Source organism: Curtobacterium luteum (assembly GCF_001475545.1).
Lineage (GTDB): Bacteria > Actinomycetota > Actinomycetes > Actinomycetales > Microbacteriaceae > Curtobacterium > Curtobacterium luteum_A.
Window position 1 is genome coordinate 1 of record NZ_LDQC01000082.1, and the last position, 13427, is coordinate 13427.

A 13427-nucleotide genomic window follows, 5' to 3' on the forward strand; every position below is an offset into this window, starting at 1 on the left:
CTCCACCTCGTGCACGAGGTCACGAGCCCGCAGGCGTTCGACGGCCTGCGCCAGGCCGGCCGCCCGGTGCGACGCCTCGACCTCACGATCGCGACCGAGGACCACAACACTCCGACCCTCGCGATCGACCGGCCCATCGCCGACCCGACGAGCCGCACCCAGATCGAGACGCTCCGGCGCAACTGCGAGGAGTTCGGCGTCCGCCTGCACTCCCTCGGCGACAAGGAGCAGGGGATCGTGCACGTCGTCGGACCGCAGCTCGGCCTGACGATGCCGGGCATCACGGTCGTCTGCGGCGACTCCCACACGAGCACGCACGGCGCGTTCGGCGCGATGGCGTTCGGCATCGGCACCTCCGAGGTCGAGCACGTCCTCGCGACGCAGACCCTGCCGCTCAAGCCCTTCAAGACCATGGCGATCACGGTCGAGGGCACGCTCCGTCCCGGCGTCACGGCGAAGGACATCATCCTCGCCGTGATCGCGAAGATCGGCACCGGCGGCGGGCAGGGCTACGTGCTCGAGTACCGCGGCTCCGCGATCCGCGCGCTCTCGATGGAGGGTCGCATGACGATCTGCAACATGTCGATCGAGGCCGGCGCCCGCGCGGGCATGGTCGCCCCCGACCAGACCACCTACGACTACGTCCAGGGCCGAGACCACGCGCCGACCGGTCAGGACTGGGTCGACGCTGTCGCGTACTGGGACACGCTCGCGACCGACGACGACGCGGTGTTCGACGCCGAGGTGTTCATCGACGCCGACGAGCTCGAGCCCTTCGTCACCTGGGGCACGAACCCGGGCCAGGGTGTCTCGCTGTCCGACGACGTCCCGAACCCGTCGGACTACGACGACCCGAACGACCAGGCCGCGGCGCAGCGTGCCCTGGAGTACATGGACCTCGCCGCCGGCACGCCGATGAAGGACATCGCCGTCGACGCGGTGTTCATGGGGTCGTGCACGAACTCCCGCATCGAGGACCTCCGGGCCTTCGCGTCGATCATCAGGGGCCGGTCGAAGGCACCCGGTGTCCGCGTGATGGTCGTGCCGGGCTCCGCGCGCGTCCGGCTCGAGGCCGAGGCCGAGGGACTGGACAAGGTGTTCACCGACTTCGGCGCGGAGTGGCGCTTCGCCGGCTGCTCGATGTGCCTCGGCATGAACCCCGACCAGCTCGCGCCGGGGGAGCGCTGTGCCTCGACCTCGAACCGCAACTTCGAGGGCCGGCAGGGCAAGGGCGGGCGCACCCACCTGGTGTCGCCGCTCGTCGCCGCGGCCACTGCCGTCCGGGGGACGCTGTCGAGCCCGTGGGACCTCGAGACCGACGACGCGCTGGCGTCCGTCACCGACGAGGCCGCCGCGAGCACCCCGAGCGCTGAAGGAGCGAACTGATGGACAAGACCACCACCGTCACCGGGATCGCCGCGCCCCTCAAGCGGTCCAACGTCGACACCGACCAGATCATCCCCGCGGTCTACCTCAAGCGCGTCACCAAGACCGGCTTCGAGGACGCCCTGTTCGCCGGGTGGCGCCAGGACCCGGAGTTCGTGCTGAACCAGCCCGAGTACCAGGGGGCCGCGGTGCTGGTCGCCGGTCCGGACTTCGGCACCGGCTCGTCACGCGAGCACGCCGTCTGGGCGCTCCGCGACTTCGGCTTCCGGGTCGTCGTGTCTTCTCGGTTCGCGGACATCTTCAAGGGGAACGCGGGCAAGCAAGGACTCGTCACGGCGATCGTGACCGAATCGGAAGTCGAGGCGCTCTGGGCCGAGATCGAGCGGAACCCGGGGGCGTCGGCCACGGTCGACCTCGTGGCGCAGCGCGTGTCGCTGGGCGATGTGGACGTGCCCTTCGAGATCGACGCTTACACTCGTTGGCGGTTGATGGAAGGGCTCGACGACATCGGGCTCACCCTCCGTGACGAGTCCTCGATCACGGAGTTCGAATCCCGCCGCTCCAGTTGGCGGCCGAAGACATTGCCGGTGAAGTAGTGAACTCTCTCGTACAGGACGCAGCGGCCGCAGGGGCTCGCGTTGGTCTCAAGTCGGACGAGATCGTCATCCGGGGCGGCAAGCCGCTCGTGGGACGCATCGAGGTCCGCGGAGCCAAGAACCTCGCGACCAAGGCGATGGTCGCTGCGCTGCTGGGCGACACCCCCTCGATCCTCAAGGACGTCCCGGACATCTCCGACGTCAAGGTCGTCCGCGGCCTGCTCGAGGTCCACGGCGTGCGCATCACGGATCCTGCACGAGGCGAGCTCATCCTCGACCCGTCGAACGTCGAGTCGGCGCACTTCGCCGAGATCGACGCACACGCCGGATCGAGCCGCATCCCGATCCTGTTCTGCGGCCCGCTGCTGCACAAGCTCGGCGAGGCGTTCATCCCCGACCTCGGCGGCTGCCGCATCGGTGACCGCCCGATCGACTTCCACCTCGACGCCCTCCGTGCGATGGGCGCCGTCGTCGACAAGCAGGTCAACGGCATCCACCTCACGGCACCGGACGGCCTGCGCGGCGCGGAGATCGAGCTGCCCTACCCGAGCGTCGGAGCGACCGAGCAGGTGCTGCTGTCGTCCGTCCTCGCCACGGGCGTCACCGAGCTCCGCAACGCCGCGATCGAGCCCGAGATCATGGACCTCATCGCGATCCTGCAGAAGATGGGCGCGATCGTCACGGTCGAGCCGAACCGCACGATCTTCATCGAGGGCGTCGAGTCGCTCCGCGGCTACACGCACCGTGCGATCAACGACCGCAACGAGGCCGCGAGCTGGGCCTCCGCCGCCCTCGCGACCAACGGCGACATCTTCGTCGAGGGCGCGAAGCAGCAGGAGCTCATGACGTTCCTCAACGTCTTCCGCAAGGTCGGCGGCGGGTTCGACATCCAGGAGGACGGCATCCGCTTCTACCGCGAGCGCGAGACCCTGCGTCCCGTGGTCGTCGAGACGGACGTGCACCCCGGGTTCATGACCGACTGGCAGCAGCCGCTCATCGTCGCGCTGACCCAGGCGGACGGCCAGAGCATCGTCCACGAGACCGTGTACGAGAACCGCTTCGGCTTCACCGACGCCCTCAACGAGATGGGCGCCGACATCGTCGTGCACAAGGAGGGGTTGCCCGGTCACGACCGCCGCGTCGCGCGTCGGCCGTTCGAGCAGGCCGCGGTCATCACCGGGCCGACCACGTTGCACGCCGCAGACGTCCGCGTGCCCGACCTGCGCGGTGGCTTCAGCCACCTCATCGCGGCGCTGACCGCCGAGGGTGAGTCGCGGATCTCGAACGTCGGCATCATCAGCCGCGGCTACGAGCACTTCATCCCGAAGCTCCGCAAGCTCGGCGCCGACTTCGACTTCGCCGGCTGAGCGTCGTGGCTGCTTCAGGTGACGGCCTGGAGGCGCGGCGCGGCTCCGCCTCGCAGGTCACCACAGGCCTGCCCACCCCTGGGCGCCGGTGGCGACGCGGTGAGCTGAACACCGCGTTCCGCATCACCGCCTCGGTCGTGATCCCGGTGTTCCGGTTCTCCGCGCGCTACCACTGGCACGGTCCGAAGCGTCTGCCGGAGGGCGGGGCGTTCGTCCTCGCCCCGAACCACTTCACGAACATCGACCCGCTCGTGGTGGGCACGGCCGTGTGGCTGTCCCGCCGTGCTCCGCGGTTCCTCGCGAAGGCGTCCCTCTTCAACGTGCCCGTCTTCGGCAAGCTCATGGCGGGCATGGGGCAGATCCCGGTCGAGCGCTCCGGTCGGACCCGGCTGAGCGACCCGCTCGGGGGCGGCAAGTCCGTCATCGAGCAGGGCGGGGCGATCATCGTCTACCCCGAGGGCACGCTCACCCGCGACCCGGACCTGTGGCCGATGCGCGGCAAGACCGGTGCGGTGCGGATCGCGCTCGAGAACGACGTGCCGCTCATCCCGATGGCCCACTGGGGCACGCAGGGGATCATGGCGCGCTACGGCAAGAAGCTGAAGCTGTTCCCGCCGACGCGCGTCGACGTGATCGTCGGCGACGAGGTCGACCTCTCTGCCTACCGCGGCCGGCCCATCGACCAGCAGATGCTCGTCGAGGCCACCGCGATCGTCATGCAGCGCATCACCGAACTGTTGGAGGAGCTGCGCGGCGAGACGGCCCCCGCGACCCGCTGGGACCCGGCAGCCAACAACCAGAAGGAGACCGGCAGGTTTGAGTGACCAGGGACCGGGCCTCCGCCCGCACGAGGACCACCCGGACCCCGTCGTCGCCGCGCCGGGCGCCGTCGACACCGCCGCCATCCGGGTGGTGATGCAGACGACCGACAAGCCGCGCGTCGCCGTGATCGGAGCCGGGAGCTGGGGGACCACCTTCGCCAAGGTGCTCGCCGAGGGCGGCGCCGACACCGTCGTGTGGGCACGGCGCCCCGAGGTGGCCCGCGAGATCACGGAGACGAAGCGGAACTCGGAGTACCTGCCGGGGATCAACCTGCCACGGACGCTCACCGCGTCGACGTCGCTGTCCGCGGTCCTCGACGGCGCGCAGCAGGTGTACGTCTCGGTGCCGTCGCAGTCGCTCCGCTCGAACCTCGCCGCGATCGCGCCGCTCCTGCCCGAGGGCGTCCCCGTCGTCAGCCTCATGAAGGGCGTCGAGAAGGCCACCGGCTTGCGGATGAGCGAGGTCCTGCACGAGGGGCTCGGCATCGACCATGACCGCATCGCCGTCGCGAGCGGTCCGAACCTCGCGCTGGAGATCGCCAGACGCCAGCCCACCGCGGCCGTCGTGTCCTCGACGTCGCTCGACACCGCCACCGCCGTCGCCGCGGTCGCCACCAACCCGTACTTCCGGTCGTTCATCAACACCGACGTGATCGGCACCGAGTTCGGCGGCGTGCTGAAGAACCTCATCGCGGTCGCCATCGGCATCGTGGACGGCGTCGGCTACGGCGAGAACACCAAGGCGTCGATCATCACCCGCGGCCTCGCCGAGATGACCGAGTTCGCGGTGTCGCTCGGCGCCCAGCCCTCGACCCTGTCCGGCCTGGCCGGCCTCGGGGACCTCATCGCCACCTGTCAGTCGCCGCTGTCCCGCAACAACACCGCGGGCCGCCTGCTCGGGCAGGGCTACCGCTTCGACGAGGTCGTGCGGCAGATGAACCAGACCGCCGAGGGGCTCGCGTCCGTCGCGCCGATCCTCGAACTCGCGGCCGGGAACGGCGTCGACATGCCCATCGTCAGCCAGGTGGGCGAGGTCCTCGCCGGTAGGCTCGACCCGCGCAACATCGCGCCGCACCTCACCGAGACCGACGAGCCCCAGGGCGAGTGACGGGTCCGCGACCACCCAGGGGGTCCTCCATGGCCAAGACGACCGTCGCCGTGCTCTTCGGCGGCCGTTCCAGCGAGCACGCGATCAGCTGCGTGACCGCCGGCGGGATCATGGACGTCGTCGACCGGGACGCCTACGACATCGTGCCGATCGGCATCACGAAGGACGGCGCGTTCACCCTGCAGGTCGACGACCCGGCGCGCTGGGCGATCCACGACCGTCACCTGCCGGAGGTCCTCGACAACGGCACCCGTGTGGCCTTCCCGACCTCCCCGGCGTCGCGGGACCTCGTCGTCTCGCACGCCGACGGCACCGTCACGACCGTGCCGGACGTCGACGTGGTGTTCCCGATCCTGCACGGCCCGTTCGGCGAGGACGGCACCATCCAGGGGCTGCTCGAGATCGCCGGCCTGCCGTACGTGGGCGACGGGGTCCTCGCGAGTGCCCTGGCGATGGACAAGCACGTCGCGAAGGCCGTCCTCGAGCACGCCGGCCTGCGGGTCGCGCCCTGGACGACCGTGCTCCGTCGGCAGTGGGCATCGGACCCGGTGGACGTCGCCGAGTCGGTGGCCGCGCACGGGTTCCCGGTGTTCGTGAAGCCGGCCCGGGCCGGGTCGAGCATGGGCGTCTCACGCGTGGACGAGCCGTCGCAGCTCGGTGCCGCGATGGACCTGGCGTTCGAGCACGACTCGAAGGTGATCGTCGAACCGCGGGTGATCGGCCGCGAGGTCGAGGTCGCCGTGCTCGAGGGCCGCGACGGTGCGCCGCGCACGAGCCTCCCCGGCGAGATCGTCGTGGCGGAGGACGGGTTCTACGACTTCGAGTCGAAGTACCTCGGCGGCGACGAGTCACTGCTCTGCCCGGCGCCGTTGAGCGAGTCGCAGACCGACGAGATCCGGTCGATCGGCGCACGCGCGTTCGAGGCGATCGGGGGAGCCGGACTCGCCCGGGTCGACTGCTTCCTCACCGACGACGGCTTCGTGGTCAACGAGGTGAACACCATGCCGGGGTTCACGCCGCTGTCGATGTACCCGCGCTGCTGGGCGGCCACGGGTGTCTCGTACGGCGAGCTCGTCACCGAACTCATCGAGCTGGGCCGCACGGCCGTTCGCTGAGCGGTCGCGACGGCCTCTGCGCAGCCGTGCCCTGCTCGCTCGCGCTCAGCCGAGTCTCGGCCTGGCGGACACCTTCGCGGTGGCCGAGCCGCGAAACTGTCCAGTGGGCCGAGTCTCGGCGTTCGTGTCCGGCCGCGCGCGGAAACGTCAGCCGTTGACCTCGGAGGGGTCGAGGCAGCGGTGACCGTCCTTCGGCAGCGTCGAGACCGCGGTGCCGATGTCCTGCAGGACCTGGTCGGTCGCCTTCGAGGACTCGATCACGACCTGCACCGCCGGCGACCGCCCGAACGTCGTGTACACGACCTGTGCGCCACGGTCGTCCCGGATCCAGTCCACGGAGCCCTTCGAGAAGCACGGCAGGTCGGACACGGTCGGCACCGCGACGCCGCAGTGGTAGATCGCCACGGCCGGGTCGCCCCACGCGGCGGTCGACTGCGCATCGGTGTTCCGCAGCGCCGCGTCCTGTCCCACCACGCTCGGCAGACGCACCTGGGCGTCGGCGCAGGCGGCGGCGTTCGCGGAGGGCGCGGCGGTCATCGAGACGGCGTTCGTGCACCCGGTGAGCCCCGCGGCGAGGGCGATCACCACACCGACGATCGCGGTGGTGCGGGTGGTGCGGCGCGCGGTGTCCATCGACGTCCAGGCTACCGTTCTCGTGTGGACGCGCAGCACCGGGACCAGCCCGCACCGACCGTCGGGGAGGTCGGCGAGCTCGACGTCCTCGACCGCATCGTCCGACGCCTCCCGGTCGGCGACCCGGTCGTCGGCCCCGGCGACGACTGCGCGGTCCTCGCCGCTCCCGACGGCCGGTACGTCGTCACCACGGACATGATGGTGCACGGCCCGGACTTCCGGTGGGCGTGGTCCTCGCCGGAGGACATCGGCTGGAAGGCCGCTGCCACGAACCTGTCCGACGTCGCCGCGATGGGTGCCCGGCCGACCGGGCTCGTCATCGCGCTCGCGGCCCCGCAGGACACACCGGTGACCGTGCTCGAACGCTTCGCCGACGGGGTGCGGCTCGCGGTCGAGGTCCTCGCGCCCGGCTGCGGTGTCGTCGGCGGCGACCTCTCGACCTCGTCGACGTTCACGGTCGCGGTCACCGCGTTCGGCGACCTCGCCGGGCACGCTCCGGTGCTCCGGTCGGGTGCGCGCGCCGGTGACGTCGTCGCGGTGTCCGGAGAGCTCGGCCGAGCAGGCAGAGGCCTCGCGAGGCTCTTCCGCGACGGGGTGGACGGGTCCGGGGAGCCCTCGCGCGCCGCGACGGTCGCGAGCGGCGCCGACTCCGACCCGGACGTCGAGCGGCAGCGACGTCCGGTCCCGCCGATCGGTGACGGCGTGCTCGCGGCGGAGTGCGGTGCGACCGCGATGCTCGACCTGTCGGACGGGCTCGCGATCGACGGCGGACGGCTGGCGCGGGCGAGTCGGGTGACGCTCGACCTCGATCCGCGGGCGGTGCCGGACGAGTTCGCCCTGCACGGCGGTGAGGACCACGGACTGCTCGCGACCTTCCCGGCCGGCGCCGTGCTGCCCGGTGGGTTCCGCCGCGTCGGGGAGGTGCGGGAACGCGTCGAGCACGACGTGCTCCGGGGCGGCGAGGCGGTCCCGACGACCGGCTGGGACCCCTACGCGGACTGGGACGGCGCGACGGGCTGAACTGCGCCAGCAGCACGGCGGACCGAGAGCACCGCACCGCACCGCAGCGGACCGCACCGCAGCCGACCGCCCCGCACCGCAGCGGACCCACGGCGCCGAGCCGTGCGCGTCGCGCCCCGCGAGCCGTCCCGACCCGCCCTGTCGTCGGAGGCGAGCGGAGCCGGCGGGGCCGACCCGTGCCTCCCGGCCGACCGTGCGGCCTGCGCGACGCTCAAGCGGTGGCGACCACGGCCTCCCACGCGACGGTCTCCCCGTAGCTGCGCTTGCTGAACGGCACGAGCCCCGCCGGCCACGTCGGCTCCGGCGACCGCTTGCTGCGCTCCACGACCACGACCGCGTCGCGCGTCAGCCGCGGCACGAGCGCTTCGAGCACCTCGCCGATCTCGTGTTCGGCGACCTCGTACGGCGGGTCGATGAACACCAGGTCGAACGTCCGCACCGTCTGCCGCAGGAACCCGAGCGCGGGCTGCGCGTGCACGTCGATCCGTACGCCGGGCACCCGCCTCTGGACGGCGCGTGCGTTCTCCTTGCAGGCCGCCGCGGCGCCGGACGCGCGGTCGACGAGGACGACCTCGACCGCGCCACGCGACGCCGCCTCGAGTCCGAGCGCACCCGTGCCCGCGTAGAGGTCCGCCACCGCTGTGTCGTCGACGAGACCCCGCGACTCGAGCGACGAGAACAGCGCCTCGCGCACGCGGTCGCTCGTCGGACGGGTGCCGGACTTCGGCACCCGGAGCGTCGTGGAGCCGGCAGCGCCGGCGATGATGCGGGTCATGCAGTCACCGTATCGGCCCGGGACGACGCTCCCGCGTTCTCCACAGGCCGGCCTGGAGGCACGGTGCGCGTCGGTCGTGCCGGGTAGCGTTGTCCTGTGGTCACCACCGGTCCGAACGCTGCCCCGGCCGCGCCCGTCCCGTCTGCCGACGGCGGGCTCGACACCCGGCTGTCGGGCGTGCTCGGCGGCCGGACAGCGAGCGCGATCGAGAAGGCCTTCGGCTACCGCACGGTCGGGGAGCTGCTCGAGCACGCGCCGCGCCGGTACGCCGAGCGTGGCGCACTGACCGCGCTCGACTCGCTCGCGATCGGCGAGTCGGTGACGATCGTCGCCGAGGTCGTCGACGTCCGCGAACGCACGATGCGTGCCCGTCGGGGGTCGATCCTCGAAGCGAAGATCGGTGACGGCAAGGGGCTCCTCACGCTCACGTTCTTCAACCAGGGGTGGCGGACGAAGGACCTCGTGCCCGGTGCCCGCGGGGTCTTCGCCGGCAAGGTGGGGGACTACCGCGGCGCGCGGCAGCTCGCCCACCCCGACTACGAGCTGTTCGACCGCGACGACCCCCGGTCCCTGGCCGACCCCGGCTCGGACGAGGCCATCCGTTGGTCGCGGCAACCGATCCCGATCTACCCGGCCACCGCGTCGCTGTCGTCGTGGCAGATCGCCAAGGCGATCGGCGTGGTGCTCGACACCCTGCCCGACCTCGACGACCCCGTCCCGGCGTCCGTCCGTGCCCGGCTCGACCTCGTCCCGTACCGGCGTGCGCTCGAGCTGCTGCACCGCCCCGAGAAGGTCGCCGACTTCAAGCGCGCGCAGGACGCCCTCCGCTACCGCGAGGCCTTCGTCCTGCAGACCGCCCTCGTGCAGCGGCGGATCGCGGCGCGCGCGGTGGCCTCGACGCCGCGGTCGGCCGCACCCGGCGGGATCCTCGAACGGTTCGACGCGTCGCTGCCGTTCACGCTCACCGACGACCAGCGCTCCGTCGGCGCCGAGATCGCGTCGGACCTCGCCGGTACCTGGCCGATGCACCGGCTCGTCCAGGGCGAGGTGGGCTCCGGCAAGACCCTCGTGGCGATCCGGGCGATGCTCACGGTGGCGGAGTCCGGCGGGCAATCGGCCCTCATCGCCCCGACCGAGGTCCTCGCCGCGCAGCACCTGCGGTCGATCGTGAAGTTCCTCGGACCGGACCTCGCGGCCGAGCTGCGTCCGGTGATCCTGACCGGGTCACAGTCCACCGACGAGCGTCGACGTGCCCTGCTCGCTGCGGCGTCCGGCAGCTCACGGCTCGTGGTCGGGACGCACGCGCTCCTCGGCGACCGGGTCGACTTCGCCGAACTCGGACTCGTGGTGGTCGACGAACAGCACCGCTTCGGCGTCGAACAGCGCGAGGCCCTGCGCACCAAGGGCCAGACCCCGCCGCACGTCCTGGTCCTCACCGCGACGCCGATCCCGCGCACGGTCGCGATGACGGTGTTCGGCGACCTCGACGTCTCGACCATCGCCGGGGTGCCCTCGGGCCGGGCCGGCGTCGAGACGTTCACCGTCGGGCTCGCCGAGCACCCCGGTTGGGAGTCCCGCATCTGGTCGCGCATGGCCGAGGAACTCGCCGCCGGACGTCAGGCGTTCGTGGTGTGCCCGGCGATCGACGACGTCCACGCCGAGGACGACGGCGAACCCGTCCCCGAGGCCCCGGCCGACGACGACACGCCGAAGCGCGCCCCGGCGACGGTCCTCGCGACGGCCGAGCGGATGCGGCAGATGCCCGTGCTCGACGGTCGTCGGATCGAGGTGCTGCACGGGCGGATGACCGCCGACGAGAAGGACCGCGTCGTGACGACCTTCGCCGCCGGCGGCATCGACGTCCTCGTCGCGACGACCGTCATCGAGGTCGGGGTCGACGTGCCGAACGCCTCGATGATGGCGGTGCTCGACGCCGACCGGTTCGGGGTGTCGCAGCTCCACCAGCTCCGTGGGCGCATCGGCCGTGGTCAGTACGCCGGCGTGTGCCTGCTCGTGACCACGGCGGAGTTGGAGTCCCCGTCGCGGGAGCGCGTCGACGCCGTCGCCGCGTCCGACGACGGGTTCGAGCTCGCGCGGGTCGACCTCGAGCTCCGGCGCGAGGGCGACGTGCTGGGCGAGCGACAGTCCGGCGGTCGTTCGTCGCTGAACCTGCTGCGCGTCGTCGAGCACGCCGACCTCATCGTCGACGCGCGCGAGGAAGCCGAGCGGGTCCTCGAGCCGGACCCGGAGCTCGCCGGGCACCCGGCGCTCCGCGATGCCCTCGCCCGCCGCCTGGACGAGTCCGACGCAGCCTTCCTCGGCAAGAACTGAGCCGTCCGCCGGGCGCCCGGTAGGGTCGCTGCCATGGCGCAGATCGCGGTCGTCCCCGGCTCCTTCGACCCCGTGACCCTCGGGCACCTCGACGTGATCGGGCGTGCGGCGGGACTGTTCGACGAGGTCCACGTCCTCGTCGTGCACAACCCGGACAAGAAGCCCGCGATGTTCGAGGCCGCCGAGCGGGTCCGGCTCATCGAGGAGTCCCTCGCCGAGACCGGCGTGCGGGACAACGTGCGGGTCGGGGAGTGGACCGCCGGGCTCCTGGTCGACTACTGCCGACAAGTCGGTGCGACCGTCCTCGTGAAGGGCGTCCGCTCGGGTGAGGACGTCGCGTACGAGACCCCGATGGCCATCATGAACCGGCACCTCGCCGACGTCGAGACGGTGTTCCTGCTGCCCGAGGCGTCACGTGCCCACGTGTCGAGCTCGCTCATCCGGCAGGTCGCGACCCTCGGGGGCGACGTCACGCCGTACGTCCCCGGGGTGGTGGCGCACGCCCTGTCGGAGCAGACGGCCCGCTGACCCGGGCGTCGGGCGGGGACACGCGGGCGGCCCGCCTCGACGTACCGTCCGGATGCCGCTAGGCTTGTCGATCGTGTCTTCCCCCGTGAACAGCCCCTACGCCCTGCGCGTGCGCGACCTCGCGCACCGTCCGGGCGAGATGCGCGAGCACTCGCTCGACGTCGAGGTGCCGGACGCGATGGGGGCCGGGGTCATCTCCGTCCGTCAGGGCGCGCCGATGCACCTCGAGGTCCGACTCGAAGGGCTGCACGAGGGTGTCCTCGTGTCCGGACACGCGTCGGCCGAGGCGTTCGGGGAGTGCTCCCGGTGCCTGATCGAGATCAGCGAACCCGTCGAGGTCGATTTCGCGGAGCTCTTCGCGTACGATGTCTCGGAGGATTTCGACTTCTTCGTTCGCGATGACCACGTGGACTGCGAACCGGTCGTTCGAGATGCGGTGGTGCTGTCGCTGCCGTTCCAGCCGGTCTGCCGACCGGACTGCCCAGGCCTCGACCCGGAGACGGGTGAACGTCTGGCTGACCTCGAGGACCACACCCCTCGTGAGGTCCTGGACCCGCGCTGGGCCGCCCTGAGCGGGTTCCAGCCGACCGACGACAGCAGCACCCCTGACCAGAGCCCCGAGGGCGACGGCCGCACGTCGGCCTGAACCGCCCTCGCCACTGACCACCGACCAACCGAAAGAGAACCACCATGGCCGTTCCCAAGCGCAAGCAGTCCCGTGCCAACACGCACGCCCGTCGTTCGCAGTGGAAGGCCGCGCCGGTCCAGCTCGTGAAGACGATCGAGAACGGCAAGGTCACCTACAGCCTCCCGCACCGCGCGAAGGTCGTCGAGGACTCGGCCGGCACGCCGCTGTACATGGAGTACAAGGGCCGCAAGGTCGCCGACGTCTGATCGGACCGAACGCATGACCACGACGTCCGGCGCCACGGGGTCCCGCCCCGTGGGGCCGGACGTCGTTCGTCTGCGTGAGCAGCTCGCGGTCGACATCGACCTCGAACTGCTCCAGCTCGCACTGACCCACCGCTCGTACGCGTACGAGCACGGTGGCATCGGGCACAACGAGCGACTCGAGTTCCTCGGGGACTCGATCCTCGGCCAGGCAGTGACCGTGAAGCTCTTCCGGTCGTTCCCCGACCTCGACGAGGGTGAACTGGCCAAGCGCCGTGCGACCCTCGTCTCGACGGTCGCCCTCGCCGAGATCGCCCGCATGATCGGGCTCGGCCAGTACCTCCGCCTCGGCAAGGGCGAGGAGCAGACCGGCGGCCGTGACAAGTCGTCGATCCTCGCCGACACCGTCGAGGCCGTGATCGGTGCGACGTACCTCTCCGCCGGCCCCGACCCGGCGACCGAGCTCGTGCTCCGCCTCGTCGAGCCGCTCATGGTCGACCCGGACCGCTTCGGCGCGGCCATGGACCCGAAGACGAGCCTGCAGGAGCTCGCCGCGACGCTGGCGCTCGGCAACCCCGCGTACCGGGTCACGGAAGAGGGCCCTGACCACGACAAGACCTTCCACGCGACCGTGGTGCTGCAGGGTGAGGACGTCTCCTCCGGCGCCGGATCGAGCAAGAAGGCCGCCGAGATGGCCGCAGCGCTCCAGGCCTGGACGAAGCTCTCCGGCCGCGACGGCTCGCCGCGCGTCGAGGCTGACAGCACCAGCAGGGCGACGGCGAACGTCAGCGCCACCGCTGACAGCGAAGCCAACGCGACGGCCGACGGCGCCGACAGCGCCGCCCGGACCGCGTGA

General features: G+C 71.6%; 14 protein-coding genes. 12 read left to right on the top strand and 2 right to left on the bottom strand.

Annotated elements, in window-relative coordinates:
• From leuC to NS184_RS13580, 6 genes are all read left to right on the top strand, one after another.
• The coding region (gene leuC, locus NS184_RS13555) for a 3-isopropylmalate dehydratase large subunit (RefSeq protein WP_058726644.1) at positions 1 to 1386 on the top strand (1386 nt) is incomplete at its 5' end.
• Positions 1386 to 1982: a 3-isopropylmalate dehydratase small subunit gene (gene leuD / locus NS184_RS13560; RefSeq protein WP_058726645.1), complete on the top strand. Its 597-nt coding sequence runs from the start codon at positions 1386 to 1388 to the stop codon at positions 1980 to 1982. The genes leuC and leuD, both read left to right, overlap by 1 nt.
• Positions 1982 to 3349: a UDP-N-acetylglucosamine 1-carboxyvinyltransferase gene (gene murA, locus NS184_RS13565; protein WP_058726646.1), complete on the top strand. Its 1368-nt coding sequence runs from the start codon at positions 1982 to 1984 to the stop codon at positions 3347 to 3349. The genes leuD and murA overlap by 1 nt, the downstream gene beginning before the upstream one ends.
• 5 nt (positions 3350 to 3354) lie before the next feature.
• Positions 3355 to 4173: a lysophospholipid acyltransferase family protein gene (locus tag NS184_RS13570; RefSeq protein ID WP_242863061.1), complete on the top strand. Its 819-nt coding sequence runs from the start codon at positions 3355 to 3357 to the stop codon at positions 4171 to 4173.
• Entirely contained in the window at positions 4166 to 5278 is a 1113-nt protein-coding gene (locus NS184_RS13575; protein ID WP_242863062.1) for an NAD(P)H-dependent glycerol-3-phosphate dehydrogenase, read from the top strand. The genes NS184_RS13570 and NS184_RS13575 overlap by 8 nt, the downstream gene beginning before the upstream one ends.
• A gap of 29 nt (positions 5279 to 5307) precedes the next feature.
• Positions 5308 to 6393: a D-alanine--D-alanine ligase family protein gene (locus tag NS184_RS13580; RefSeq protein WP_058726647.1), complete on the top strand. Its 1086-nt coding sequence runs from the start codon at positions 5308 to 5310 to the stop codon at positions 6391 to 6393.
• Between the two features lie 147 nt (positions 6394 to 6540).
• Here NS184_RS13580 and NS184_RS13585 read toward each other — a convergent pair whose 3' ends face one another.
• The gene (locus NS184_RS13585) at positions 6541 to 7026 is read right to left on the bottom strand and encodes a DUF3515 family protein (RefSeq protein WP_058726648.1); all 486 of its coding nucleotides are present in this window, start codon (positions 7024 to 7026) and stop codon (positions 6541 to 6543) included.
• 24 nt (positions 7027 to 7050) lie between these two features.
• On the opposite strand from NS184_RS13585, the gene thiL reads away from it, so the two are divergent.
• Positions 7051 to 8046 (top strand): thiamine-phosphate kinase, encoded by a 996-nt coding sequence (thiL, locus tag NS184_RS13590; RefSeq protein ID WP_058726649.1) that lies wholly within the window; start codon positions 7051 to 7053, stop codon positions 8044 to 8046.
• 211 nt (positions 8047 to 8257) lie between these two features.
• On the opposite strand, the gene NS184_RS13595 is transcribed toward thiL, so the two are convergent.
• Positions 8258 to 8821 carry an RsmD family RNA methyltransferase gene (locus NS184_RS13595; RefSeq protein WP_058726650.1) on the bottom strand — a complete coding sequence of 188 codons (564 nt, stop codon included), beginning with the start codon at positions 8819 to 8821 and terminating at the stop codon, positions 8258 to 8260.
• 96 nt (positions 8822 to 8917) lie between these two features.
• Between NS184_RS13595 and NS184_RS13600 the strand changes: the two genes are divergently transcribed.
• The 5 genes from NS184_RS13600 (at position 8918) to rnc (ending at position 13427) form a co-directional block, all read left to right on the top strand.
• Entirely contained in the window at positions 8918 to 11152 is a 2235-nt protein-coding gene (locus NS184_RS13600) for an ATP-dependent DNA helicase RecG (protein ID WP_083513703.1), read from the top strand.
• A 33-nt stretch (positions 11153 to 11185) separates the two neighbouring features.
• On the top strand, positions 11186 to 11680 hold the full coding sequence (gene coaD / locus NS184_RS13605; RefSeq protein ID WP_058726651.1) for a pantetheine-phosphate adenylyltransferase: 495 nt from the start codon (positions 11186 to 11188) through the stop codon (positions 11678 to 11680).
• Between the two features lie 73 nt (positions 11681 to 11753).
• Positions 11754 to 12326, top strand: a complete 573-nt coding sequence (locus NS184_RS13610; protein ID WP_345969015.1) for a YceD family protein — start codon at positions 11754 to 11756, stop codon at positions 12324 to 12326.
• A 44-nt stretch (positions 12327 to 12370) separates the two neighbouring features.
• Positions 12371 to 12574: a 50S ribosomal protein L32 gene (gene rpmF, locus NS184_RS13615; RefSeq protein ID WP_022905230.1), complete on the top strand. Its 204-nt coding sequence runs from the start codon at positions 12371 to 12373 to the stop codon at positions 12572 to 12574.
• 13 nt (positions 12575 to 12587) lie between these two features.
• Positions 12588 to 13427 (top strand): ribonuclease III, encoded by an 840-nt coding sequence (rnc, locus tag NS184_RS13620; protein ID WP_083513705.1) that lies wholly within the window; start codon positions 12588 to 12590, stop codon positions 13425 to 13427.

Coding starts and splice junctions, on each gene's coding strand:
- leuD (WP_058726645.1), top strand. CDS start 1,386: ATGGACAAGACCACCACCGTCACCGGGATCGCCGCGCCCCTCAAGCGG.
- NS184_RS13580 (WP_058726647.1), top strand. CDS start 5,308: ATGGCCAAGACGACCGTCGCCGTGCTCTTCGGCGGCCGTTCCAGCGAG.
- NS184_RS13585 (WP_058726648.1), bottom strand. CDS start 7,026: ATGGACACCGCGCGCCGCACCACCCGCACCACCGCGATCGTCGGTGTG.
- NS184_RS13595 (WP_058726650.1), bottom strand. CDS start 8,821: ATGACCCGCATCATCGCCGGCGCTGCCGGCTCCACGACGCTCCGGGTG.
- coaD (WP_058726651.1), top strand. CDS start 11,186: ATGGCGCAGATCGCGGTCGTCCCCGGCTCCTTCGACCCCGTGACCCTC.
- rpmF (WP_022905230.1), top strand. CDS start 12,371: ATGGCCGTTCCCAAGCGCAAGCAGTCCCGTGCCAACACGCACGCCCGT.
- rnc (WP_083513705.1), top strand. CDS start 12,588: ATGACCACGACGTCCGGCGCCACGGGGTCCCGCCCCGTGGGGCCGGAC.